The sequence below is a fragment of the Candidatus Arsenophonus nilaparvatae genome, assembly GCF_045346035.1.
In the GTDB taxonomy this organism is placed as follows: Bacteria; Pseudomonadota; Gammaproteobacteria; order Enterobacterales; family Enterobacteriaceae; genus Arsenophonus; species Arsenophonus nilaparvatae.
In genome coordinates, this window is record NZ_CP158507.1 from 2,028,558 (window position 1) to 2,052,728 (window position 24,171).

At 39.4% G+C, this 24,171-nt stretch carries 20 protein-coding genes and 1 riboswitch; of the genes, 9 read left to right on the forward strand and 11 right to left on the reverse strand.

What is annotated here, in order from left to right; translation table 11 throughout:
• Positions 1–19 precede the first annotated feature (19 nt).
• The 4 genes from parE to nudF form a co-directional block, all read right to left on the reverse strand.
• Complete coding sequence (gene parE, locus WH390_RS09665; protein ID WP_032114529.1) at positions 20–1,915, reverse strand: DNA topoisomerase IV subunit B; 1,896 nt, start codon at positions 1,913–1,915, stop codon at positions 20–22.
• A gap of 96 nt (positions 1,916–2,011) precedes the next feature.
• Positions 2,012–2,596, reverse strand: a complete 585-nt coding sequence (gene yqiA / locus WH390_RS09670) for an esterase YqiA (protein ID WP_032114528.1) — start codon at positions 2,594–2,596, stop codon at positions 2,012–2,014.
• Positions 2,596–3,435 (reverse strand): 3',5'-cyclic-AMP phosphodiesterase, encoded by an 840-nt coding sequence (gene cpdA / locus WH390_RS09675; RefSeq protein ID WP_032114527.1) that lies wholly within the window; start codon positions 3,433–3,435, stop codon positions 2,596–2,598. The genes yqiA and cpdA overlap by 1 nt, the downstream gene beginning before the upstream one ends.
• A 104-nt stretch (positions 3,436–3,539) precedes the next feature.
• Positions 3,540–4,187, reverse strand: a complete 648-nt coding sequence (gene nudF, locus WH390_RS09680) for an ADP-ribose diphosphatase (protein WP_032114526.1) — start codon at positions 4,185–4,187, stop codon at positions 3,540–3,542.
• A gap of 220 nt (positions 4,188–4,407) precedes the next feature.
• Here nudF and tolC point away from each other — a divergent pair, with 220 nt between their 5' ends.
• From tolC to WH390_RS09695, 3 genes are all read left to right on the forward strand, one after another.
• The gene (gene tolC, locus WH390_RS09685) at positions 4,408–5,793 is read left to right on the forward strand and encodes an outer membrane channel protein TolC (RefSeq protein WP_032114525.1); all 1,386 of its coding nucleotides are present in this window, start codon (positions 4,408–4,410) and stop codon (positions 5,791–5,793) included.
• A 211-nt stretch (positions 5,794–6,004) separates the two neighbouring features.
• Positions 6,005–6,730 carry a DUF1190 family protein gene (locus WH390_RS09690; protein ID WP_187290930.1) on the forward strand — a complete coding sequence of 242 codons (726 nt, stop codon included), beginning with the start codon at positions 6,005–6,007 and terminating at the stop codon, positions 6,728–6,730.
• 5 nt (positions 6,731–6,735) lie between these two features.
• Positions 6,736–7,896: a glutathionylspermidine synthase family protein gene (locus WH390_RS09695; RefSeq protein ID WP_032114524.1), complete on the forward strand. Its 1,161-nt coding sequence runs from the start codon at positions 6,736–6,738 to the stop codon at positions 7,894–7,896.
• A gap of 114 nt (positions 7,897–8,010) precedes the next feature.
• On the opposite strand, the gene WH390_RS09700 is transcribed toward WH390_RS09695, so the two are convergent.
• Both WH390_RS09700 and ribB read right to left on the reverse strand, forming a co-directional pair.
• Positions 8,011–9,819: a phospholipase gene (locus tag WH390_RS09700; protein WP_052044793.1), complete on the reverse strand. Its 1,809-nt coding sequence runs from the start codon at positions 9,817–9,819 to the stop codon at positions 8,011–8,013.
• 257 nt (positions 9,820–10,076) lie between these two features.
• Positions 10,077–10,730, reverse strand: coding sequence for a 3,4-dihydroxy-2-butanone-4-phosphate synthase (gene ribB, locus WH390_RS09705; protein WP_032114523.1), 654 nt, complete (start codon positions 10,728–10,730; stop codon positions 10,077–10,079).
• A 120-nt stretch (positions 10,731–10,850) separates the two neighbouring features.
• A riboswitch (FMN riboswitch) is annotated at positions 10,851–11,016 on the reverse strand.
• A gap of 236 nt (positions 11,017–11,252) precedes the next feature.
• On the opposite strand from ribB, the gene WH390_RS09710 reads away from it, so the two are divergent.
• Positions 11,253–11,495: a ubiquinone biosynthesis accessory factor UbiK gene (locus WH390_RS09710; RefSeq protein WP_032114522.1), complete on the forward strand. Its 243-nt coding sequence runs from the start codon at positions 11,253–11,255 to the stop codon at positions 11,493–11,495.
• A 75-nt stretch (positions 11,496–11,570) separates the two neighbouring features.
• On the opposite strand, the gene hldE is transcribed toward WH390_RS09710, so the two are convergent.
• From hldE to WH390_RS09725, 3 genes are all read right to left on the reverse strand, one after another.
• Positions 11,571–12,998 carry a bifunctional D-glycero-beta-D-manno-heptose-7-phosphate kinase/D-glycero-beta-D-manno-heptose 1-phosphate adenylyltransferase HldE gene (hldE, locus tag WH390_RS09715; protein WP_032114521.1) on the reverse strand — a complete coding sequence of 476 codons (1,428 nt, stop codon included), beginning with the start codon at positions 12,996–12,998 and terminating at the stop codon, positions 11,571–11,573.
• Between the two features lie 109 nt (positions 12,999–13,107).
• Positions 13,108–15,954 carry a bifunctional [glutamate--ammonia ligase]-adenylyl-L-tyrosine phosphorylase/[glutamate--ammonia-ligase] adenylyltransferase gene (gene glnE / locus WH390_RS09720; protein WP_032114520.1) on the reverse strand — a complete coding sequence of 949 codons (2,847 nt, stop codon included), beginning with the start codon at positions 15,952–15,954 and terminating at the stop codon, positions 13,108–13,110.
• A 13-nt stretch (positions 15,955–15,967) separates the two neighbouring features.
• The gene (locus WH390_RS09725; protein ID WP_032114519.1) at positions 15,968–16,924 is read right to left on the reverse strand and encodes an inorganic triphosphatase; all 957 of its coding nucleotides are present in this window, start codon (positions 16,922–16,924) and stop codon (positions 15,968–15,970) included.
• A 482-nt stretch (positions 16,925–17,406) separates the two neighbouring features.
• Here WH390_RS09725 and WH390_RS09730 point away from each other — a divergent pair, with 482 nt between their 5' ends.
• Together WH390_RS09730 and WH390_RS09735 are read left to right on the forward strand one after the other, a co-directional pair.
• The gene (locus tag WH390_RS09730) at positions 17,407–18,030 is read left to right on the forward strand and encodes a TIGR04211 family SH3 domain-containing protein (protein ID WP_032114518.1); all 624 of its coding nucleotides are present in this window, start codon (positions 17,407–17,409) and stop codon (positions 18,028–18,030) included.
• Between the two features lie 10 nt (positions 18,031–18,040).
• Positions 18,041–19,279, forward strand: coding sequence for a multifunctional CCA addition/repair protein (locus tag WH390_RS09735; protein ID WP_032114517.1), 1,239 nt, complete (start codon positions 18,041–18,043; stop codon positions 19,277–19,279).
• Between the two features lie 6 nt (positions 19,280–19,285).
• Here the strand turns inward: WH390_RS09735 and folB are convergent, their stop codons facing one another.
• A complete protein-coding gene (gene folB / locus WH390_RS09740; RefSeq protein WP_032114516.1) occupies positions 19,286–19,642 on the reverse strand; it encodes a bifunctional dihydroneopterin aldolase/7,8-dihydroneopterin epimerase in 357 nt (118 codons plus the stop codon).
• 368 nt (positions 19,643–20,010) lie between these two features.
• Between folB and plsY the strand changes: the two genes are divergently transcribed.
• A complete protein-coding gene (plsY, locus tag WH390_RS09745; protein ID WP_032114515.1) occupies positions 20,011–20,667 on the forward strand; it encodes a glycerol-3-phosphate 1-O-acyltransferase PlsY in 657 nt (218 codons plus the stop codon).
• Between the two features lie 29 nt (positions 20,668–20,696).
• On the opposite strand, the gene tsaD is transcribed toward plsY, so the two are convergent.
• Complete coding sequence (tsaD, locus tag WH390_RS09750) at positions 20,697–21,737, reverse strand: tRNA (adenosine(37)-N6)-threonylcarbamoyltransferase complex transferase subunit TsaD (RefSeq protein WP_032114514.1); 1,041 nt, start codon at positions 21,735–21,737, stop codon at positions 20,697–20,699.
• Positions 21,738–22,059: 322 nt separating this feature from the next.
• Between tsaD and rpsU the strand changes: the two genes are divergently transcribed.
• Both rpsU and dnaG read left to right on the forward strand, forming a co-directional pair.
• Positions 22,060–22,275 carry a 30S ribosomal protein S21 gene (gene rpsU / locus WH390_RS09755; RefSeq protein WP_026821546.1) on the forward strand — a complete coding sequence of 72 codons (216 nt, stop codon included), beginning with the start codon at positions 22,060–22,062 and terminating at the stop codon, positions 22,273–22,275.
• A 112-nt stretch (positions 22,276–22,387) separates the two neighbouring features.
• Positions 22,388–24,133 (forward strand): DNA primase, encoded by a 1,746-nt coding sequence (dnaG, locus tag WH390_RS09760; protein WP_032114602.1) that lies wholly within the window; start codon positions 22,388–22,390, stop codon positions 24,131–24,133.
• Positions 24,134–24,171 lie beyond the last annotated feature (38 nt).

Genomic DNA, 24,171 nt, shown 5'->3' on the forward strand with positions numbered 1-24,171 from the left:
CTCTGGTTAACAGTGTCGATTACACTTCAATTTCTATCGCATCGCCTTTATCTTGTAACCAATTTCGACGATCTTCTGCCCGTTTTTTCGCCAATAACATATCCATCATCGCTAGTGTTTCTTGATAATTCTCATCATTAATAATGAGCTGCACTAAACGTCGTGTATTGGGATCAAGTGTGGTTTCACGTAATTGAGTCGGATTCATTTCGCCTAACCCTTTAAAACGCTGGACATTCGGTTTGCCGCGCTTATAGCTTAGTCTGTCGAGGACCGCAGCTTTTTCACCTTCATCGAGGGCATAATAGACTTCTTTACCTAGATCAATACGGTATAAGGGTGGCATAGCAATATAAATATGGCCTGCTTTTACTAAAGCGGGAAAGTGGCGAACAAAAAGCGCGCAGAGTAAGGTTGCAATATGCAATCCATCTGAATCTGCATCGGCAAGCACACAAATCTTACCGTAACGGAGTTGGCTAAGATCATCGCTGTCTGGATCAATACCAATAGCTACTGAAATATCATGGACTTCCTGTGAAGCTAAAACCTCATCGGAAGAGACTTCCCAAGTATTCAATATTTTCCCTCTTAGCGGCATAATCGCCTGATATTCTCGATCACGAGCCTGCTTAGCCGAGCCGCCGGCTGAATCTCCTTCAACTAAAAATAGCTCAGTAAAATTAAGATCTTGAGAAGTACAATCAGCTAACTTGCCGGGCAACGCAGGCCCGCTGGTCAGTTTCTTGCGCACGACTTTTTTCGCTGCTCGCAGACGCCTTTGTGCACTTGAAATAGTGAGTTCCGCTAATTGCTCAGCTTCTTGAACATTTTGGTTTAACCACAAACTAAAAGCATCTTTTACTACACCGGAAACAAACGCAGCACTCTGGCGAGAAGAAAGACGTTCTTTGGTTTGGCCGGCAAATTGTGGATCTTGCATTTTGACTGATAAGACATAAGCACAGCGTTCCCAAATATCATCACCGGTCAATTTAACACCGCGCGGAAGTAAATTACGGTATTCACAAAACTCCCTCATCGCATCCAGTAAGCCCTGGCGTAACCCATTAACATGGGTACCCCCCTGTGGGGTTGGAATAAGGTTAACATAACTTTCGGTTAATAGTTCTCCACCTTCTGGTAACCAAAGCAGAGCCCAATCGACCATTTCTATTTGGCCGGCAAAATTACCAACAAACGCTTTCTCAGGTAAAGTCACTAAGCCGTTCACTGCTTCCATTAGATAGTCGGTCAAGCCATCGTTATAACGCCATGTCTGCTCAGTATTATTTATTTTATCCTTAAAGACGATTTCAACACCAGGGCATAGCACAGCCTTGGCTTTTAATACGTGCACTAAACGCGAAATGGAAAAGCGTGGGTTGTCAAAAAAATGGCTATCAGGCCAAAAACGGACACCGGTACCGGTCGTGCGTTTAGCACAACTACCAATAACCTCAAGTTCCTGAACTTTTTCACCATTTTCAAAAGCAATTCGATATATTTGGCTATCACGACTAACAGTTACTTCAATACGTTTTGATAATGCATTGACCACTGAAATACCAACACCATGTAGCCCGCCAGAAAATTGATAATTTTTATTAGAAAATTTTCCCCCGGCATGTAACTGCCCCAAAATCAGCTCTACAGCCGGTACCTTCTTTTCTGGATGAATATCAACCGGCATACCTCGGCCATCATCAATCACTTCCAGTGACTGATCTTCATACAAGATTACATCGATACGTTTAGCATAACCGGCAAGCGCCTCATCCACGCTATTATCAATTACTTCCTGTGCCAGGTGATTTGGTCGAGAAGTATCGGTGTACATGCCTGGACGACGACGTACAGGTTCTAAACCACTGAGGACCTCGATTGCCTCTGCATTATAACTAGATTGAGTCATATTATTTTCTGCGGTAATTGACGATTAATTAGGCAAATAAATGCTGAGATACTGATGATAATAACAATCATTTAGCTATTTTGGATAATTTTTTACTTATTTTGTCTTTGCCAAAGCTAAAAAACGCATAATTTGTGGAAAATAGTAGTCAAATCCAACAAAAGCATGGTTACCTCCTGGCGCTATTGTTTGCTTACACTCCATAAGATAGGTAACAGCTTGACGATAGTCCAATATTTCATCACCTGTTTGTTGTAATAGCCAAATCAAATCAGGCGCGGTTAATACATCAATTTGTATTGCTTGTAGTTCATTTAAATGGTGGGATCGTAAAATGTAGCGTTCCTTTGTATAAGGATTGACTTGCTCACCTAAATACTGCTCAAACAAATCAAAAGGACGTACCGCTGGATTGACAACCACAGCGGGTAAATTAAATTTCTGCGATAACCAAATAGCAAAATAACCGCCCAATGAAGAACCTAACAACCCAATCTGCTCTCCCGCATGGACTGCTACGAGATTCTGTAATAACTCAATCGCTTCTGCTGGATAACAAGGAAGCTGGGGTATCAACATATTAACTGCTGGATGTTGTCGCTCTAGCCAAGTTTTTAAGCTATTTGCCTTCTGCGATAAGGGGGAACTATTAAAACCATGTATATAAATTAATGTTGACATTAATAACCACCTGAGTCGAAATCTGGGCGAAATTTATCACTATCCAATCTGAAAACTTGTGTATCCAACACATTTTCACCGTTATCATTGATAGAAAGCTCAAGATAACGCCACCCCGGTGCCATTGTATCTAATGTGAAATTAGTACAATGAGGTTTAAATTGTATACAGGTTGATGGTGTTGCCATCATACGAACCCCTTGCCAATATTCATCTATTTCTTGGTGAATATGCCCACATAAAATCGCTTTAACTTGTTGATATTGATTTAAATAGTCAGCCAAAATATGAGAGTTACGCAAGCTATGTTGATCAAGCCAGGTACAACCCGAAGGCAAAGGATGATGATGTAACATTAGTAAATGACTACGCTCCCTGTATGCATCAAAACAGCGTTTCATCCATAACAGCTGTTGCTTAGATAATTTTCCATGCACAGCACCTTGAATTTGGCTGTCCAACATCAGGATTTGCCAATTATCATTAATTAGCACCTGCTTAGAGGGTAAAATTCCTGCTTTTGCTAAAGTAGCAACCATTGCCGGTTGATAATCGTGATTGCCCGGCAACCAAACACAAGGAGCAGATAATCGTTTGATCCCTTCCGCAAAATGCTGATAAGCTGATGCCGATTGATCTTGAACCAAATCACCGGTAGCAACAACCAAGTCAACATTTTCATTGCGCGCTAAAATTGCATCAATTACTGCATGAAAACTACCAAAAGTATTGACGCCAAGTAGAGTATCATCAACATTAGCAAAAAGGTGAGTATCGGTAATTTGCAAGATCCTCACCAGGCTTTTTTGCTTTGTTGTTAATTTAAACAGACTATCCAAGCAATTTCCTTAGTTTCTACCTACTTTATACGTTATTTTAACATTAATACTTTATTAATATCTGTAGGCTGATACACACTTCTTTTTCATGTTATGACAAACCGTTATTTTAAGTTCTTCAACCAGTTATTTTTCAACCTAAGATGATTTAATTGTAACCATTGTATTGCGATTACGGTAGCCGCATTATCAATTACCCCTAACTCCATCCATTGATAAGCTTGTTCACGACTAACAACATGGACACGAATATCTTCATTTTCACTGCTTAATCCATGTACACTGCCGGGTTTGATAGCAGATGCATCAATTTCACCGATATGAACATAAATACGCTCAGTTGTACCCCCCGGGCTGGTAAGATAACTTAGAGCATAGTAACAACGCTGAATGGTAATACCCGCTTCTTCTTTTGCTTCGCGACGAACTAGCTGTTCTAAGTTTTCATTTTGTTCTACCATGCCAGCAATAACTTCTAACAACCACGGTGTTTCGCTCGTATCCATCGCCGGGATCCGTACTTGTTCGACTAACACTACCTTATCAAGACAGGGATCATAGGGTAAAATAACGCCAGCATTACCCCGCTCCAAAACTTCTCGCCGAATTTCCTTGCTCCAACCACCATTAAACAACTTATGTCGAAAACGGTATTCAACAAAACGAAAAAAACCATTATAAAGATCGAATTTAGCGGTAATTTCCACATCATTTTGGCTAAACTTGAAAGGTAAATTTTTTTTATCGCTCATAGAAACTCTCTGAATTTATATGCACTAACTGACAAAAAGTGAGACTTGTATAACGTTTTTTAAGGAAATTAGCTTATAAATAATGTAGCATTGGCCAGATTTAACATGATAGATGGCACAAACAGCTACCATGGAATAATGACATATTCTGCTAAAATTAGCGGTGTTCATGTTTTTCTGAGATAACTAAAGCAAAAAATTGTATAATCAAGGAATCAGAATGAAAAAATTTATCTCTCTTTTTATCACCATTAGCCTAGTTGGACTAAGTGCCACTGGACAAGCTGAAAATTTATTGCAAGTCTATCAGAAAGCAAAAGAAAGTAATCCAGATTTACGTAAATCGCTAGCAGAACGTAATCAAGCATTTGAAAAAATTAATGAATCTCGTAGTCCTTTGCTACCACAGTTAGGTTTAGGCGCAAATTTCACCTATAACAGCGGTTATCGTGATAATCGTGACACGGAAAACAACCAACTTGGCGCCAATCTTAAACTAACCCAAACCATCTTTGATATGTCAAAATGGCAACAGTTAGACATGCAGGAAAAAACCGCCGGTATTGCAGATGTAACTTATCAAACTAACCAACAAAAATTAATTCTTGATACCGCCACAGCTTATTTTGACGTATTACGTGCTATTGACTTATTAGACTATATTGAAGCACAGAAAAAAGCCGTTTATCGCCAGTTAGATCAAACAACCCAACGTTTCAACGTAGGATTAGTCGCGATTACCGATGTACAAAACGCCCGCGCTAATTATGACAGCGTATTAGCTCAAGAAGTATCGAGCCGTAATCAATTAGAAAATTCGCTGGAAAAGTTACGTCAAGTTAGCGGCATCTATTACAGTCAATTAGCGGCTTTAAATATTGCTCATTTCAGTACCCAGACACCCGCACGAGTAGAGAAGCTATTAAAAGATGCTGAAACACGCAACTTAAGTTTACTTAGCGCCCGTTTATCACAAGATCTGGCGCGAGAAAATATTCGTTATGAACAATCAGGACATTTACCTACCCTTGGATTAGAAGCGTCAACCGGTGTTAGTAACACCCAGTATCATGGTAGTGCTAATCAACAAATATGGAATAGAAATGGTCCTAGCTATACTGGCCAAAATAGTGTCGGATTAACGTTGAGTGTGCCTTTATATACAGGTGGCCGAACTAACTCACGCGTTGAGCAAGCACAGTATGGTTATATTAGTGCCAGTGAACAGCTTGAAAGTACTTATCGCAATGTTATTCAGATAGTACGCTCTTCCTATAATAATGTGATTTCTTCTATTAGTAGCATTAAAGCCTACCAACAATTGGTTGTTTCAGCACAAAGTTCGTTAGATGCGATGGAAGCAGGCTATCAAGTCGGCACTCGGACTATCGTGGATGTATTGAACGCAACAACAGCCCTTTTTCAGGCGAAACAGAATTTAGCCAATGCACGTTATGATTATTTGATTAATGATTTGAAAATTCAGTATGCCCGTGGGACTTTAAATGAAGGCGATCTGCTCCGTTTAAATAGTAGCTTAGGAAAAACATTATCCACCTCACCGGATGCTATTATCAATCCGATGAGTGTTCCGCAAATACACTAAATAAATAACCCACTATTAATACCCATATATTGTGGGTATTTTTTATTGTAACGAAATTTAATTAGAAAAGTTGTATTTTTACCACTTAAAATAAATAATCAGGTTGATAGCCATCTTTCTAACCGTTTTATGCTTTAATTTCCAGCGTAATTACCCTATTCTATCCTAGTTTCACGATTTTTATTTCGACCTTTAGGATAGGTAAATGATGATGAAAATAAAGCGCACGAAAAATATTAATCAAGGTGCTTTTCGCAAAAGCTGGCGCGTCTACCGCTTAGCACCTGTTGCCTTAGCTATTAGTACGGTATTTATGTTGTCCGCTTGTGAGCAAAGCGACGAAACCGTCTCTTTATATACTAACGCAGAGGATTGTGCCCAAAAAAACCCGGCTCAAAGTGAACAATGTTCGCTGGCTTATAAAAATGCATTGCAGGAAGAGGCTAAAACTGCACCTAAATATGCGACACGTGAAGATTGTGTGGCCGAATTTGGGGAAGAAAAATGTACTCAGGCTCCCACTCAAACCACAACTACAACCCAAACTGCATCTCAAGCTCAAGCTGGTTTAGCGACAGAAAATCAAGCTAGTGGACAAAGTGGTAGCTTCTGGATGCCATTAATGGCAGGTTACATGATGGGACGTCTAATGGGTGGTGGTACAGCTGCGCCAGCCCCTGCAGCGCAACCTCTCTTTAGCTCAAGCAATCCTGCAAGTCCCGCCAATGGAAAATTTGTTGATGCTAGTGGCAAAAACTATGGACCGGCTGTAGCGGGAGGTAGAACTATGGCCGTACCTCCATCAGCTCTTGCTCCTAAACCGGCAACGACCACCACTATCACTCGTGGCGGTTTCGGTGAATCAGTCGCTAAACAACAGACTCGCATGCAGCGTCAAAGTGCCACAACGCCTTCTCAGCGTTCTATGGGAGGTTGATAGCGATGATAAGGATGCCCATCACTGAACGCCCTGATTGGAAAGAAAAGGCAGCTGAATTTGGTTTTCATTTTCACACCTTATACGGTGAACCTTACTGGTGTGAAAATGCCTATTACCAATTTACTATGCAACAAATCGAAGATCTTGAAGCAACCACCGCTGAATTACATCAAATGTGCCTGCAAGTGGTCGAAAAAGTGGTTAGTAACGAGGAATTATTGATAAAATTTCAGATCCCTAAACATTGTTGGGAATTTGTTAATCACTCATGGAAAACTAACCAACCTTCACTTTATTCTCGATTGGATTTAGCTTATGACGGTAAAAGACCTGCAAAATTATTAGAAAATAATGCAGATACACCAACATCTTTATATGAAACCGCATTTTTTCAGTGGATTTGGTTAGAAGATCAAATCAATGCTGGCAATTTGCCAGCAAATGCTGATCAATTTAATAGCATACAAGAACAACTTATTGAACGCTTTGCGTTTTTGCGTGAATCATTTGGTTTTAACTGGTTACATTTCAGCTGCTGCCAAGATAGTGACGAAGATCGCGGCACTATACAATACCTACAAGACTGTGCTCACGAAGCCAATATTCCCACCGAATTTCTCTATATTGATCAAATCGGTTTAGGTGAAAAAGGACAGTTTACCGATCCTAATAACCAAGTTATTAGCAATCTGTTTAAATTATATCCTTGGGAATTTATGTTTAGAGAGATTTTTTCTACTAAGTTAGCAGATGCTGGCGTAAGGTGGTTAGAACCTGCTTGGAAAAGCATTATTTCTAACAAAGCATTACTACCTATGCTATGGGAAATGTTTCCTAATCACCCCAATTTGTTACCGGCCTATTTTGCAGAAGCTAATCCGCCAAAACTGGACAGCTATGTAATCAAACCTATTTTTTCACGAGAAGGAGCAAATATTCGTATCATCGATAATGAACGTGAAATTGCCTCAGTAGACGGTCCATATGGCGAAGAGGGGATGATTATTCAACAATTTTATCCGCTACCACAATTTGAAAATAACTATACATTAATCGGTAGTTGGCTGGTAAATGATCAACCGGCAGGAATTGGTATTCGAGAAGACAAACAATTAATTACCCAAGATCTATCCCGCTTTTACCCGCATATTATTCTAAATTAATCCATGCAACATAAGAACAAGATAATGATAAAGCAATCATTATCTTGCTGTTTTTACTATTATGACTAATGAGTTGAAAAAATAACAAGTAAAATTCCATTGCCAGCTAATTATTTACAAACTATTTTTTGTCTGATTGGCATTGCCAGATGAACAATACAAATCTTGATTTAACTTGGGAAAAACATGGGGACTTGAGTATTTCCATACCTGCTGCCAATATTCTGCAATTAATTCTTCCACCGCCTTTTTGCCTTCTACCACATAATTAAACTCAGAAAGATGACCTGGATAAAGATTGTCAGAGCCGACAACATATAGTTCATCGTCAATAATCATTAACTTGGCATGATTTGCCGGAGCAGCCGGCACCTTAGGGTAAATAAACCCACTGCCTTCAATGGTTGACATAAGAGAACTACCAATTATACCTCGTAATGGCGGCTTTTTTGCCAGAGGCTGCTGCTTAAGCGTGGCGGTATATGCCGCCAAATCGAGATTCGGCCATTGATAGGTTTTTCCCTCCGTAGTTTGCTGTTCTGATAGCCTATCAGTGAAAAAAAAAGGCGCTATCAATACTCGCTTCAATGCATCAGCACGATCGCCATTTTCATCACTCAATAATTCATCGGTATCAAGATCATGAGTGATGTAATATTTTAACAATTCAAAAGTTCGTTCAGCACCGGAGCCAAAAGAGTATTGATCACCCGCTGCCCCGGTGGCGGCATCCAAAGGAGACACAACCACATGGAGTTGTAATGATTTATTAGCAAGCAATGCTTCAATAAGCCACCGGCAAACAGTATGATCAACCCATCTTTTTTTCCATGCACTAATTAAATCTTGCTGCGAGATCCTAATCATATAGCGGGTATTTTTAATCAGATGTTCTTTCATAATTTCTGAGCCGTGATGATAATCGGTATTCATATTAGGCCCAGTCCAGTATTTGCCAACAGACAATATCCTATCAGCTCGCTTATATTCTTCGATTTTACTATAGTCATCTCCCTTTGCTCCGCATTGATTATCAATATCTTCATGCAGCTGAAGCAGATATTTTTGCTGCTCGGTTACCGACATCATCACAACTGGATCTTGTAGTAGATCTTCCGGTTTTCCTTGTAATTCACTGCCAATCTGCCATGACATACTTTTTACATCAAAATATTCTTTCTTGAGCAGATCACTATTGCATAACCACATTTCATTTAAGTAACACTGAGCATCAAGCGCTGCCGCTCCATGAACAATAACGGATACATCATGCACCGGAGGATAATTTCTGAATAAATCCATATTCAAATTATGCCCCCCTACCAGAGATTCAACCCCATCAACAGCAATGATCTTGGTATGATTCCAGGTCATTCTGGTATCATTAATTGGCAGAAAATCTGGAGAAAGGTTTTTTATAAAAGAATTGATCATTCCTTCATCAAGGCGGAAAAAGCGACTTATCCAAATTTCAGGCATTAATTCCCAATCTTGCGCTCGTGATTGAATAAGTTTTAATAGCTCATCTTTAAAAGCAACGTAATCAAAGGGACCTGTTTCTACCGCCAACAATCCATTTAAAAATACTGTTGGCGACTGACCAAAAAGAAAACGAAATTGAGTTGGTCTGGTTCGCCCTATTTTTTTTGACAACCCATTATCAATCGCCTGCAATATAATTTTACGCCAATCAGCATCAGGGCTGTTAAGTGAAGAAATATCACAGCGGTAACGTGCTTTTTTGATTATCTCAATGATAGCTGTCGCAAACTCTTGCTGGCGCTTAAAAGAATAGGGCATAATTTGTTCATCGAATGAGCTTCCCCAAGCGTGCGGAGTATCCATTAGGCGGACATAATTTGGACCACTAAGACGATGAAAATATTTTTTAAGTTTTTCCAACAAATTATCTATCTGACTCATGTTTAAAATTCCTTTTAAAATATGATGATCACGATGGAATAATTGAAATAATATAGAGCTGCCAATTGAAACAATCCGGTTTTACCGGCAAAACAAATTTACGCATCATTCTTCAATCGCCATAGTTTTCCATTATGGCGATATATTTCAATATGGCAGGAATTTGAGAGAAAACTTTCCAGTATTGAACATACTGGTTTAAGCATAAAACTCAGATAGGATAAAATTCAATCACCAGAAATAGCTTATTCAAACTGCTAACCTGCTTTTTTGGTAAATTGCTGACGATAAGTTACCAAATCCTCAATAGTTATTACCGGCATATCATGTTGCTTGGCAAAGATAAGTACTTCTGGCATACGGGCCATGGTACCATCGTCATTTGTCAACTCACATAAAACACCTGCTGGCTTAAAACCGGCTAAAGTCACCAAATCAATGGTAGCTTCGGTATGACCACGACGCTGCAATACCCCTCCTTCTTGGGCTCTCAACGGAAAAACATGTCCAGGCCGATTAAGATCGGTCGGTTTTGCATCATCGGCAATTGCTTTACGGATAGTCATTAAACGATCACTGGCTGAAACGCCGGTTGTTACACCTTCGGAAGCCTCGATGGTAATAGTAAATGCGGTTTGGAATTGACTAGAATTTTCTTCAACCATCATCGGTAATGCTAGCTGCTTACGGCGTTCTTCCGTTATACAAAGACAAACAATTCCACTGCCATGGCGGATAGTTAATGCCATCTGTTCAACAGTCATAGTTTCAGCAGCAAAAATAATATCACCCTCGTTTTCACGGTCTTCGTCGTCAAGTACCATAACACCTTTACCTTGACGTAATGCCTTAAGAGCACGTTTTATACGTTCGATCGGATTGCCATACGTGGAAAGTGACGTCTGATTCATGGTAAAACCTCATCAATAAATACTAAATTACCAGAACCAGGGCAAACGTGGGAGTATAAAAAATCAAATCAGTATCTTAAAAATCTGCACACAATTGGCAGGCCTCAAAACTACAGATATCGTTATTCTCTCCCATCCGGACTATAACCGTCGGTTCCAGAATCTCACTGGATCTGCTGACTTCCATCACAAAATGCTATAATGGAACGCTCGCGGACTTAATTATTCAATTAACAGAATAAATATCACCGCCGGTGGAGAATTTCACTCCGCCCTGAGATAAACAGCTAAACTATATCGTGAATATAATTCTGTAGCAATCAACAATAACAAAATATATCATGGAATAGTATTTTCATTTATATAGTCAGCCAACTTAGTTTAAGTGGTTATTGCGCTAATTTAGACCCATTATTCTCAGCAAATTTATTAAAAATAATTTTGTCAAAGTAAGCTGATTATTTTAAGATCTGCTACTAAATAGCCTATAGATTATAATTTGTGACCTAAAAGGATAGCGTAATGCTTGACGCGAAAAAAATTGAACAAGTTGTTCGCCAGATCAAAGATACTTTACCGCAAGGAATACGCGACTTAGGCGAAGATTTTGATAAAAAGCTACGGGCAATATTACAGTCCCAGTTAGGAAAACTCGATTTAGTCTCACGTGAAGAGTTTGATATTCAAACACAAATTTTACTACGAACCCGTGAAAAAATGGCACAAATGGAAAAACGCATTGAACAATTAGAAAAAAACGGCTAGCCAACGAAAACAAGAATGAATAACAAAATGCCACGATACTACTATCGTGGCATCGCTATTTTTTATCTCAAAATATTAATCACTTTTCATAATGGTATTAATAATATTTGTCGTCGACAGCCCCGCTTCAAAATTAAGCACTTTAACTTCACCACCTGCCGCCCAAACCTCTTGGCTACCAGCAATATCTTCCGGCTTATAATCGCCACCTTTGACTAATACATCGGGTAAGATTTCACTGATCAGGCGTTGAGGAGTATCCTCTTCAAAAGAGACCACCCAATCTACTGAACCTAGCGCCCCTAACACGGTCATACGCTGAGCTAATGGATTAATAGGACGATCATCACCTTTTAGCCGTTTAGTTGAAGCATCACTATTCACCGCAACAATTAATCGATCGCCTAACTTACGTGCATTGGCTAAATAGATAACATGCCCAGCATGTAAAATATCAAAGCAACCGTTGGTCATCACAATCTTTTCGCCACGGCTGCGGGCAGCTGCAACCGCATGCTTTAGCTGCTGCTCATTCATCACACCAAAACCATCATCAGTTCGACCATGAATGGCATTCTCCAGCTCAATGGGTGATACCGTTGAAGTACCCAATTTTCCAACTACGACTCCAGCAGCCGCATTAGCTAATACACAAGCTTGATGAAAATCGAGTTGAGCCGCCAACGACGTTGCCAAAACACCAATAACCGTATCACCAGCTCCGGTAACATCATAAACTTCCTGCGCTTGGGTCGGTAAATGTAAAGGCGGTTTTTCACGCTGCAACAGTGTCATCCCGCGTTCTGAACGAGTGATAAGTAATCCCTTAAGATCAAGGGAATCAATTAACTTCATTCCTTTCTGCTCAATTTCGCTATTGTTTGCACATTTACCAACAATAGCTTCAAATTCAGATATATTGGGAGTTAATAAAGTCGCTCCACGATAACGTTCAAAATCACTACCTTTCGGATCAATAAGAACTGGCACTTGAGCAGCATTTGCTAATGCAATGATCTGCGAAATTTGTGCTAACGCACCCTTACCATAATCAGATAATACCAGTGCCCCGACGCGTGGCAAAGCTTGCCTGATCCGATCTAACAGCGGATTTATATCGACATCACCGAATCCTTCTTCAAAATCTAGTCGAATAAGTTGTTGATTATGCGATAAAATTCTCAGCTTAGTAATCGTAGGATGCGTTGATAATGTAACAAAATCACAACATACATTAGCTTGATTAAGCTTCTCGGTTAATACTTCAGCAGCATCATCAATACCAGTCAGCCCTAGCAAACGAACATTAGCGCCCAAAGCTGCAATATTCATGGCAACGTTAGCAGCACCACCAGGACGTTCTTCTTTCATTTCCACTTTAACGACCGGAACCGGCGCTTCTGGTGAAATTCGGTTAGTTAATCCATACCAATAACGATCTAACATAACATCGCCGATCACCAAAATACTAGCCTGTTTAAAATCAGGGAGAGTGATTTTCATCCATACTCCAATTACAAATAAATTACCGCAATCAAGATTGCTACCAATAGTAACATAGCCCAACTCTATCAATCATACTAAAAGTACGGCGAGTCAATTCTATTTCAACTTAACTAGCATAAAACCATTTTTGCCAACTAAGCAGAACTTTTTTACGTTGCTGTTCAAACTGAGAGACTAACACTTTACTGGGTAACGCCTGTAATGACAAATGATGCAAGGTATCTCGCATTTCAGTATAAATTTGAATTAACTTTTCAGCTTCCTCGGTAGGCATTACAGCATATTCAGCTAACATGGTAAAAATACGCACATTATCTGACCAACGGAGTAATGCTACATTGTCTGCGCAGTAACGTAATACCAGATATTGAGCAATAAATTCAATATCAGTTATACCACCAGGATCGGTTTTTAAATCAAAATATGCCTGCTGCCGATTAGCTTGATGCTGATACATTTTTTGTCGCATTTCAACGATCTGTTGACGTAATATAGTATCTTCTCTTGGTATGAGCAGTGCTTCGTGTCGAATTCGATTAAACTCTTGTTCTAATGACGGTTCAGCGAAAATCGTTCGTGCTCGGATCAAAGCTTGATGCTCCCAGGTCCATGCTTGCGTTTTCTGATAATCCTCGAATGATTGCAAAGTACTTACCAACATGCCAGATTCACCAGATGGACGCAAACGAGCATCTACCTGATAAAGAATACCCGATGAAGTTCGCGTACTAAAAAGATGAAGAATTTGCTGAGCTAATCGTAAATAAAACTGGCGAGCTTCGATTATGTGTGGCCCATCGGTAACAACACCCAATGGGCAATCAAACAAAAAAACCAAATCTAAATCAGAACCATAACCCAATTCAAAGCCACCTAGCTTACCATAACCAACCACTACAAAACCGGTTACAGCAGCTTGTTGTTGAGATAAATGAGCAGGTTTACCATAACGCTTAATTAACTTATTCCACGCCCGTCTTACCACTGCATCAATAATGGCTTCCGCTAAATAGGTTAAATGATCACTCACTTTCATAACAGTAAGAACACCAGAAATATCTTCTGCGGCAATGCGTAACAGCTGTGCTTGTTTAAATTGCCGCAATGCTTCAAGTTGCTGTTCATCATCATCTTCATCAATACGCAATAAATATTGTCTCAATTCATCGCGATAAGCCGTAACAGGTAAAGGCTGGTATAGTGAGAAGGGATCGATTAATTCATCCAGTAACAACGGATGACTAGCTAATTGCTCAGCGATCATTGGTGAAGCCGCACAAAGACGGATCACATGGGTTAGTACCTGTTCAGACTCTAAAATTAATTCTAAATAAGTTGTTCGGCTAACTATACTAAGTAGCAAAGGAATAATTCGTTGCAAAATACTATTAATATCATCTCTATGAGAGATTTTAGCTATCAATTTTGGCATCAATTGATCAAGAACATCACGACCACGGGGACCGATAGTTCGCTTAGCTAAATCTTGGCGAAATAGCCATAACTGTTTAATAATATTTTGCTTTTTTTCGTCATTAAATTCAGAAAATAGTGGGGGCAATTCACTTTCGTTAGCAATTTGTTGCCAAAAATAGACAAAAAATGTTAACTCCGTATCATCGCTTTTCTCATCATCTTGGCCAATAATTTGCTTAAATATAGCGTGGACACTTTGCATTCTGGCGATGAGTTGCTGATAAAACGCCGACCAATCGTCAAACCCCATCGCCCATGCCAGTCGCGTGCGATGTAAAGTTTGCTCAGGTAACGTCTGGCTTTGTTGATCATTAATCGATTGCAATATATTTTCTGCTCGACGCAAAAACAGATAATTATCCGTTAATTGCGTGACTTGCTCCGTTGTCAGCAATGAAAGCTCACCGATTGCAATCAATGTAGGTAACAAAGCCTGTGAGCGCAATTTAGGTTCACGACCACCTCGAATTAACTGAAAAACCTGGCCAATAAATTCGATTTCACGGATACCACCTGCACCCAATTTAATATTATTCTGCCAACCATGACGGCGTACTTCACGCGCTATCATGTTTTTCATATTACGCAACGATTGAATAACACTAAAATCGATATAACGTCGAAAAACAAAGGGGCGCAACATATTTTTTAATCCATCAGTATAAATTGAGCGATCATTACCTATCATGCGCATTTTGATCATGGCATAACGTTCCCAGTCGCGCCCCTGCTCCTGATAATAATCTTCTAAAGCAGCAAAACTAAAAACTAATGGTCCACTATCACCAAACGGACGTAGACGCATATCAACGCGATAGACAAAACCATCTATCGTTTTTTGCGTTAATAGGCTAATTAATTTTTGGCCTAATCGGGTAAAAAACTGGCCATTGTCCATCTGACGACGACCCCCTTGGGTAACTCCATTTTCAGGAAAGGCAAAAATCAAATCAACATCAGATGAAAAATTTAACTCTCCGCTGCCTAACTTACCCATAGCAAGGATCAACAATGGTTGTGGTTGCCCTAGGTTATCACAAGGTGTTCCCCAATTATGACAATACTGGACATACAACCAATCTCTCGCAGCGATGATTAACGTTTCGGCAAGCACACTCAGATGCTGCAATATTTGCGGCGTACTATCCTTATGTAATATCTGTAGCCACGCTATTCTAATCAGCATTTGATGGCGAAATTGCCTTAGGATCCGCTGCAACCCTTCCTCGGCAGTTATATTGGCTAGCTGTTCGATTAACCATTGATAATAATGTTGCCATTCGCCTATTTGCGGTGGCTGTTGACGTATAACCGTCCACCAGGCAGGATGATTTTTGATCTGCAAGTAGGCAAAATCACTTAAGGCAAAAAATATTTTTTCCTGTGACGATAGAGGTAAAAGTTCAGGCGCGTAACGCTGAAAATCATATACCACCCTTTGCGCCTGCTGAACCAAGATTGATGGCAGCAATTTCATAAAATGCCTTTCATTAGGATAGTGTTAAAGCCGTAAGCCATTGGGTAAAAGCAAGTTTGCAACGCAACCAATCCGCACTATAACAGAGTTGCTGGGGTTGAATATCCGCAATAGCCAATAATGCCGTTATTTTTTTTAATGGCGATGCTTGAACAAAATGAGGAATAGAATGAGAATAATGGACTAAAAATGCCTGTATCAATACCAGCAAATGACTCAAATTTTGCTTTGCTTGTGGCTGATTATCTAACCAACACTCTTCATAATGCTGCCAATACGCTAATAACTGGTTTAAGCCCTGTTCAATCGGCATAGTATGCCAGTTACAGTGTGGCAAAAAGTATTTAGTATCAATATAGTCGCTATGTTGAACTAACGAATAGCCTCGTTCAGCCTTACTTTTATTTGCTAAACGCAACCCTTCAATGTTAACAAACTCTTTTGCAAACGCTAACAGCTCGATCAATGTGCCCTTTTTTAGTTCCAGTTCAATTTCCATAATTGGTTTTTTTCTGGCACCGGCATAAATGCTACCTTGATCCAATACAATTTCAATTTCACTCCCCTGATAAGTAACAATCCATTTTTCACGAGAGAAATCAGTATAGAATAAGGTTGTTAACTGTGACTGTAAATGAGCAACATTGGTATTTTTTGGCCATATTTCGCGTGGAAATGCCAAAAGATTCAGCTCAGGTTTATTAATTTCTACATTGTATTCAGGCCGTTGATGTAAACCACCAATAACCTTACCGGCGGTTTTTATCGTCATTTCATAACGACCATCACAACCGCGGATCCTTAACCCCATATCCCAGCGACGTAATTGATAATCCACTGTTTCAAAATAGATATTTGACAGTTTATGTAAGGAGAAATGTGTATAGCGAAAACATATTATTTTTTCACGGATCCGCTTAATAGCTTCCGGGAGAACAGATAATTTTAATTCAATTTCTAGCTGACGCATATTTAGTCCAGATTTTCTGATATTTCTCCCCCGAAGGATAAACGTTTCTATTTTTATTTATACTGTCTAGACGCATACTTAATGTAGATTGTTATTTTTTCTATTTACTCTGTCGCTGATTAAAAACGGACAGTTTCATGACTAACGATAGAAAGGAGTTTTAAGTTTAACATAAATAAGCCAGAAAACAGCAGCCCAAGCGTGATGCATTTTTACTTACTAACAGTAAAAAGCTTCTTCTAAAAACAAACAATTCTAATATTAATTAAGTCTATATTAATAACTAAATACCAGAAAAATAACTAACAAAGAATTTTATTCTATGGTTTTTACCTGAAAATAATAAAAAATGAAATATTATTAATAATGGCAAATCAATTAAAAGAATTATTATTTTACCTTTTTAGATTTGCATCAATACATTTAACGCATTAGTATCAGCTAATAGCACTTTTTTCACAGTTTGAAGATAGTTGAATACAATGAGAAAATTTCCTTTATTTATCTTAGCATTGATAGGATTTAACCTGCCAATGACAACTCAAGCAGAAGAAACGCTTTATGTTTCTGATGAACTGCCTACCTTTATCCATCGAGGACCTGGAACCGATTATCGCATTATTGGTAGCCTTAAAAGTGGTGATCAAGTTCAGTTATTGAACACAGATGCTGAAACCGGCTACGCCCAAGTTCGTGATTATAAAGGACGAGTTGCTTGGTTACCCAAAAATCAACTCAGCAAAACACCCAGTGTAAAAGCACGTATTCCCTTACTTGAAAAGGAAAATCAAGAATTACGTGAAAAATTGACCAGCATTGATAGTAACTGGAATAATCAAACCAGTGAAATGCAAAGCAAAGTAGCAGCCAGTGATCAAACTATTGCTAATCTAACCGCAGAAAACGAAAAACTGAAAAATGAGTTAATCCGCTCAGGAAAAAAATTAGAGATTGCACAAATCAATCTTGATAATAATCGCCGTGAGCTCATTTTACAGTGGTTTATGTATGGCGGTGGCGTTGCCGGTGCAGGTTTAATTTTTGGTTTATTATTACCTCATCTCATCCCACGACGTAAAAAACGTAATGAACGCTGGATGAATTAAAAAAAATACCATGCAGATTTATCTTGTTGGTGGCGCGGTAAGAGATCAGCTATTAGGGTTGCCTGTTTCTGATCGTGACTGGGTAGTGGTCGGAGCTACCCCAGATGATTTAATCAAATTAGGTTTCCAGCAAGTAGGTAAGGATTTTCCCGTTTTTCTCCATCCAAAAACACGTGAAGAGTATGCCCTGGCTCGTACAGAGCGCAAAACGGGTGTCGGCTATACCGGTTTTTCTTGCTATGCCGCACCTGATGTCACGATAGAAGAGGATCTGTTACGTCGAGATTTGACCATCAATGCGATTGCGCAAACTGAAGATGGCCAACTGATTGATCCCTACCATGGTGAACGGGATATAAAAAATCGCCTATTACGCCACGTTTCCGCTGCTTTTGCCGAAGATCCTTTGCGAATACTCAGAGTGGCACGTTTTGCTGCTCGGCTAGCTAACCGAAAATTTACTATTGCCAATGAAACACAATCGTTGATGAAAAAAATTGTTTTTAATCATGAGCTTAGCACAATTAGCGCAGAAAGAGTGTGGGGAGAAACGGAAAAAGCACTACAATCATTATCGCCTGAAATCTATTTTCGTGTCTTATATGATTGTGGCGCGCTAGCTATTCTTTTTCCTGAAATTAATCAATTATTTGGCACACAATCAGCGGCAAAATCACATCCCGAAATAGATACCGGAATACATACACTTTTAACCTTAAAGGTAGCGGCCTCATTAACTGACAATGTCGAAACTCGCTTCGCTGCTCTCTGCCATGACTTTGGTAAAGCGCTGACCCCATCTGAACAATGTCCCGCTCATGACGATTATGTTAGCAAAGGTATTTCGCTAATTGAGGCTATGTGCAATCGACTACGTATTCCTAATAGAATGAAAGAGTTAGCTAAATTAGTGGCTCGTTTTCATCAACAAATCCACCAAATTCATCAGTTAACACCAGAAACTGTTATTAATCTATTTAATCAATTAGATAGTTGGCGCAAGCCGGAGCGTATCAATCAATTAGTCATCGCCTGTGAAGCTGATGCCCGCGGCCGGATAGGGCGAGAGCATATCACTTATCCACAAGCTAAATTTGTTATTGAAGCATTTAAGACTGTACAACAAGTATCAAGCAAAGATCTTATTGAGCAGGGTATAACGGGGATCGCGATCAGGGATGAGCTTAACCGAAAACGTATCCAAACATTAACTGACTGGTGGCAGCAACAAACCATTTTACCGATTTAAGCTAACCTAAACAGATTTTGTCCGCTCTATAATCACACCAACCTGCTTAGCCTGCGCCACCGCACCTGGCTTACAAACTTTAACGCGGACCCAACAACTATTGAACTGATTTAAAATAATATCAGCAATCTCCTGCGCAACCCGTTCTATCAATGCAAATTTTTGTGTTTCTATATGTTTAATTACCACTTGGCTAACCTGCGCATAATCTAAACAATTTTCCACTTGATCACTTTTGGCTGCCCGCTGATTATCCCATCCCATCTCAATATCGAGCAACAATTTCTGTTGGATCGTTTGTTCCCAATCATAAGCACCAATGGTTGTGAATACTGATAACTGTTCAATAAATATAATGTCCATTTAACCTTCTCTCATTTTTTTAATTGCGATAAATAATCGCTTTCCAGATACTTCTCTATTATCATTGACAAAAATGGCCCAATGATCACACATTTTAGTAAAATTTGCGGCAATAATAGGAGATTAACGACTATCATGCTGACAGATTTTGCCAAAAAAACCAAAAAGTTGAAAAATAATTCACTATAACTAAAAAATAAATTTAGCAAAGATATTCCTTAGTTTTACTAACAACTATACTGTATATTTTATTAATGATCTGATATCCCTATGATCTTTAAAACACGGTATGCAAATAATACTTCGATAAAATACATGTATTATTAATACGTTAAGTTAAAAAGGTCTTGATTATTTGGAGTAATGATATGAGTGCAATCGCACTTGGCATGATTATCTTCGCTTATCTCTGTGGTTCAATCTCCAGCGCCGTCTTGATCTGCCGATTGATAGGTCTTCCTGATCCCAGACGCCATGGTTCCGAGAATCCTGGAGCAACCAACGTGTTACGCATTGGTGGAAAAGCGGCTGCTTTGGCTGTGCTCATTTGTGACATCCTAAAAGGGATGATCCCAGTATGGCTAGCCTATTATTTAAATATTCCTCCTTTTTACCTTGGAATTATTGCCATTGCCGCCTGTTTGGGCCATATTTACCCCATTTTCTTTCGTTTTAAAGGTGGAAAAGGCGTTGCTACTGCTTTTGGCTCAATTGTTGCGATTGGCTGGGGGTTATCTGGCGTTGTCGCAGGTACCTGGCTACTGACTGTACTACTCAGTGGATATTCATCATTAGGAGCTATTGTCACTGCTCTATTAGCTCCCTTCTATGTTTGGTGGTTTAAACCGGAATTCACCTTCCCGGTTGCGATGCTTTCATGTCTCATACTCTTTCGCCATCATGATAACATTCAGCGTCTGTGGAGAGGCCAAGAAAGCCGTATATGGCAAAAAATGAAGAAAAAAAGCGAAAAAACAAATAAAGAACTGATTCAAGCCACTAAAAAGCAAGAAAAAAATGATTAATTACTGATTACTGTGTTAATTTTTAGACTTTAAGTCGATTTATGCCCAGTTGTTGTTGCTAACGGTGATAAATCTGCTAGTGGCCAACGTGCTTTCACGGTGATATCCAGGCTATTACTTACGCCATTTTTTAAACGGATCATGCCGGCCAGTGCTATCATTGCGCCATTATCAGTACAAAATTCTGGTCGAGCATAAAAAACCTGGCCGCCAATTTTTGTTATCGATTCTGCCATTTTTAGCCGTAAGGTACGATTTGCACTTACACCACCTGCCATAACCAAACGCTTAGAACCCGTTTGTTCTAAAGCACGTTTACATTTGATCACTAATGTATCCACAACAGCATCTTCAAATGCCCGAGCAATATCAGCAGCGGTTTGTTGATCCATACTATTATTACGAATGGTATTGGCAGCAAAAGTTTTTAACCCTGAGAAACTAAAATCCAGTCCCGGGCGGTCTGTCATCGGACGAGGAAATACAAAACGGCCAGCCTGTCCCTGCCCTGCCATCAATGAGAGTGCTGGCCCGCCCGGATAATCCAAACCTAATAATTTTGCTGTCTTATCAAAAGCTTCACCCGCAGCATCATCAATTGATTCGCCTAATAATTGATATTGACCAATCGCTATTACATTAATTAACTGAGTATGCCCACCAGAGGCCAATAATGCTACAAAAGGGAACTCAGGACTATTTTCTTCCAGCATTGGCGCCAGTAGATGCCCTTCCATGTGATGAATAGGAATAGCCGGCACTCGCCAAGCAAATGCTAATGAACGCCCGATTGTTGCTCCCACCAATAAAGCACCAATCAAACCAGGACCCGCGGTATAAGCAACCGCATCAATATCACCAGCAGTTGAATCCGTTTGTTGTAGTGCCGCTTTAATTAAAGGAATTGTTTTACGAATATGATCGCGAGAAGCTAATTCAGGCACCACTCCGCCATAATCGGCATGCAATTTTACCTGGCTATATAATTGATTGGCTAATAAACCTAATTGATCATCATAAATCGCGATACCCGTTTCATCGCAAGATGTTTCTATACCTAAAACACGCATATATTACTCACCACCTTAGCTAATAGCGCAAGTTTATCACTATTTATGTAAAAAAGGTGCAACTTCTCAGCAAATAAATAACTGTCTATCTGGATTAAATCAGTTATAATTAATATAAATAATTTGTAGGGCTTATTCATTATCATCTAGACTATGCCAACTATTTTGTTATTAAAAATAAATAATTGGGTGATTTTGTGCGTTTCGTTTTTATACAGCACTTTACAAAGCCCTACACATTGAAGTAAAATTCCGCACCATTTTAAAGACAGCTGGCTATGATATTGCTAGCAAAAACCGATTTTTTTGAGGTGAAAGGCACATGCCGGTAATTAAAGTACGTGAAAACGAGCCATTTGACGTAGCACTACGTCGTTTTAAGCGTTCTTGCGAAAAAGCAGGAATATTAGCTGAAGTGCGCCGTCGTGAGTTCTATGAGAAACCAACGACTGTACGTAAACGTGAAAAAGCATCAGCAGTAAAGCGCCACGCTAAAAAATTGGCTCGCGAGAACGCACGCCGTACTCGTTTGTACTAATTGCTACGGTTCAACAATCGTAACAATTCGACAGCAGTGATTAAGTGATTACAAGAAGGCCGTGCTTTCCAACAGGAAGCACGGCTTGTTATCTTTCATCAATGAAGAGTTTATGGCTGGACGAATCCCGCGTACATTTATCAATGATTTATTGGCCAGAACCGATATCGTTGATCTTATTGATACTAAAGTGCCGCTAAAAAAGCAAGGCAAAAACCATCACGCGTGTTGTCCATTTCATAATGAAAAAACGCCCTCATTTACAGTTAATGTCGATAAACAATTTTATCACTGTTTCGGCTGTGGCGCTCATGGTAATGCCATTGATTTTTTGATGAACTATGACAAGCTTGATTTTGTCGAAACGATTGAAGAACTGGCTACCATGCACGGACTGGAAATTCCTTATGAAACCGGCAACAGTTCAAACCAAATAGAGCGGCATCAGCGACAAAATCTTTATCAATTAATGGATGAAATTAATCAATTTTATCAACATTTATTGAATAAATTAGACTCGCAGAGTGCAAAACAATATTTAATACAGCGCGGCTTAAGTGATGAAGTTATTTATCGCTTTTCTATCGGTTTTGCCCCAAGCGGCTGGGACAACCTACTCAAGCATTTCGCTAAACACGCTGATAGCCATAAACAGCTAGATGCGGCTGGTATGTTAGTTACCAATAATAATGGCCGCACTTACGATCGCTTTCGTGAACGTATAATGTTTCCAATCCGGGATCGTAGAGGACGTGTCGTGGCATTTGGTGGCCGTGTTTTAGATGACACATTACCAAAATATCTCAATTCACCAGAAACTGAGATTTTTCATAAAGGCCGTCAATTATACGGTTTATATGAAGCAACACAAAATAATCTGGCACTTTCTAAACTATTAGTTGTCGAAGGTTATATGGATGTTGTCGCTCTGGCGCAATTTGGTATTAATTATGCCGTAGCGTCATTAGGTACATCAACCACGGCAGAGCATATCCAGTTACTTTTTCGGACAACAGATACGGTTATTTGTTGTTATGATGGGGATAAAGCTGGTCGCGAAGCCGCATGGCGAACGCTTGAAACGGCACTTCCCTATTTGAGTGATGGCCGCCAACTACAATTTATGTTTTTACCTGATGGCGAGGATCCTGATTCACTAATACGTAAAGAAGGTAAAACAAATTTTGAACAACGGATGGATAAATCTCACTCTTTGTCTACATTTTTGTTTGATACATTGGTTGCACAAGTTGATTTAAGCAGTCATGAAGGTAAAGCAAAATTCAATCGTCTTGCTATCCCTTTAATTAAAAAAGTGCCTGGTGATACTTTACAGTTATATTTGGCACAAGAATTAGGTAATTTTATTGGTATTCCTGATACTTCGCGTATTTTTGCCATGATCGAAAAAGGATCGGCGGAAAAAACAAATTATCAGACACCAAAAATTAAACCGACAACAATGCGAATATTGATCGCATTATTGGTACAAAATCCAAATTTTGTCAGCCTAATTCCTACTCTTGATGGAATTAAGCACTCACAATTACCAGGATTAGCGCTGTTTTTAGAGTTAGTTGAACTTTGTCAATCTCATCCTGGCATAAATACTGGTCAATTATTGGAATGCTATCGTAATAATAAATTTGTTAAACAACTTGAAAAACTGGCAACTTGGAACGATATAGAGATAGAAGAGATAGCAGAAAAAATGTTCAAGGATGCGTTGGAGCATTTATTTATTACCGCGCTTGATGAAAGGTTCGCATTTCTGATGGCAAAAGAGCGAACAGAAGGCTTAACCAGTGAAGAACGTGAAGAAGTTCGTTTAATTACTGTTGCAAGAATAAAGCAGTAATCTTGAAAAAGTAAAAAACATCCGGCTTAAGTGCCGTA

What these genes read in the sequence shown, in the direction of transcription:
- parE (WP_032114529.1), bottom strand. Translation starts at nt 1,915, where the DNA reads ATGACTCAATCTAGTTATAATGCAGAGGCAATCGAGGTCCTCAGTGGT.
- yqiA (WP_032114528.1), bottom strand. Translation starts at nt 2,596, where the DNA reads ATGTCAACATTAATTTATATACATGGTTTTAATAGTTCCCCCTTATCG.
- nudF (WP_032114526.1), bottom strand. Translation starts at nt 4,187, where the DNA reads ATGAGCGATAAAAAAAATTTACCTTTCAAGTTTAGCCAAAATGATGTG.
- tolC (WP_032114525.1), top strand. Translation starts at nt 4,408, where the DNA reads ATGAAAAAATTTATCTCTCTTTTTATCACCATTAGCCTAGTTGGACTA.
- WH390_RS09690 (WP_187290930.1), top strand. Translation starts at nt 6,005, where the DNA reads ATGAAAATAAAGCGCACGAAAAATATTAATCAAGGTGCTTTTCGCAAA.
- WH390_RS09695 (WP_032114524.1), top strand. Translation starts at nt 6,736, where the DNA reads ATGATAAGGATGCCCATCACTGAACGCCCTGATTGGAAAGAAAAGGCA.
- WH390_RS09700 (WP_052044793.1), bottom strand. Translation starts at nt 9,819, where the DNA reads ATGAGTCAGATAGATAATTTGTTGGAAAAACTTAAAAAATATTTTCAT.
- ribB (WP_032114523.1), bottom strand. Translation starts at nt 10,730, where the DNA reads ATGAATCAGACGTCACTTTCCACGTATGGCAATCCGATCGAACGTATA.
- WH390_RS09710 (WP_032114522.1), top strand. Translation starts at nt 11,253, where the DNA reads ATGCTTGACGCGAAAAAAATTGAACAAGTTGTTCGCCAGATCAAAGAT.
- hldE (WP_032114521.1), bottom strand. Translation starts at nt 12,998, where the DNA reads ATGAAAATCACTCTCCCTGATTTTAAACAGGCTAGTATTTTGGTGATC.
- glnE (WP_032114520.1), bottom strand. Translation starts at nt 15,954, where the DNA reads ATGAAATTGCTGCCATCAATCTTGGTTCAGCAGGCGCAAAGGGTGGTA.
- WH390_RS09725 (WP_032114519.1), bottom strand. Translation starts at nt 16,924, where the DNA reads ATGCGTCAGCTAGAAATTGAATTAAAATTATCTGTTCTCCCGGAAGCT.
- WH390_RS09730 (WP_032114518.1), top strand. Translation starts at nt 17,407, where the DNA reads ATGAGAAAATTTCCTTTATTTATCTTAGCATTGATAGGATTTAACCTG.
- WH390_RS09735 (WP_032114517.1), top strand. Translation starts at nt 18,041, where the DNA reads ATGCAGATTTATCTTGTTGGTGGCGCGGTAAGAGATCAGCTATTAGGG.
- folB (WP_032114516.1), bottom strand. Translation starts at nt 19,642, where the DNA reads ATGGACATTATATTTATTGAACAGTTATCAGTATTCACAACCATTGGT.
- plsY (WP_032114515.1), top strand. Translation starts at nt 20,011, where the DNA reads ATGAGTGCAATCGCACTTGGCATGATTATCTTCGCTTATCTCTGTGGT.
- tsaD (WP_032114514.1), bottom strand. Translation starts at nt 21,737, where the DNA reads ATGCGTGTTTTAGGTATAGAAACATCTTGCGATGAAACGGGTATCGCG.
- rpsU (WP_026821546.1), top strand. Translation starts at nt 22,060, where the DNA reads ATGCCGGTAATTAAAGTACGTGAAAACGAGCCATTTGACGTAGCACTA.
- dnaG (WP_032114602.1), top strand. Translation starts at nt 22,388, where the DNA reads ATGGCTGGACGAATCCCGCGTACATTTATCAATGATTTATTGGCCAGA.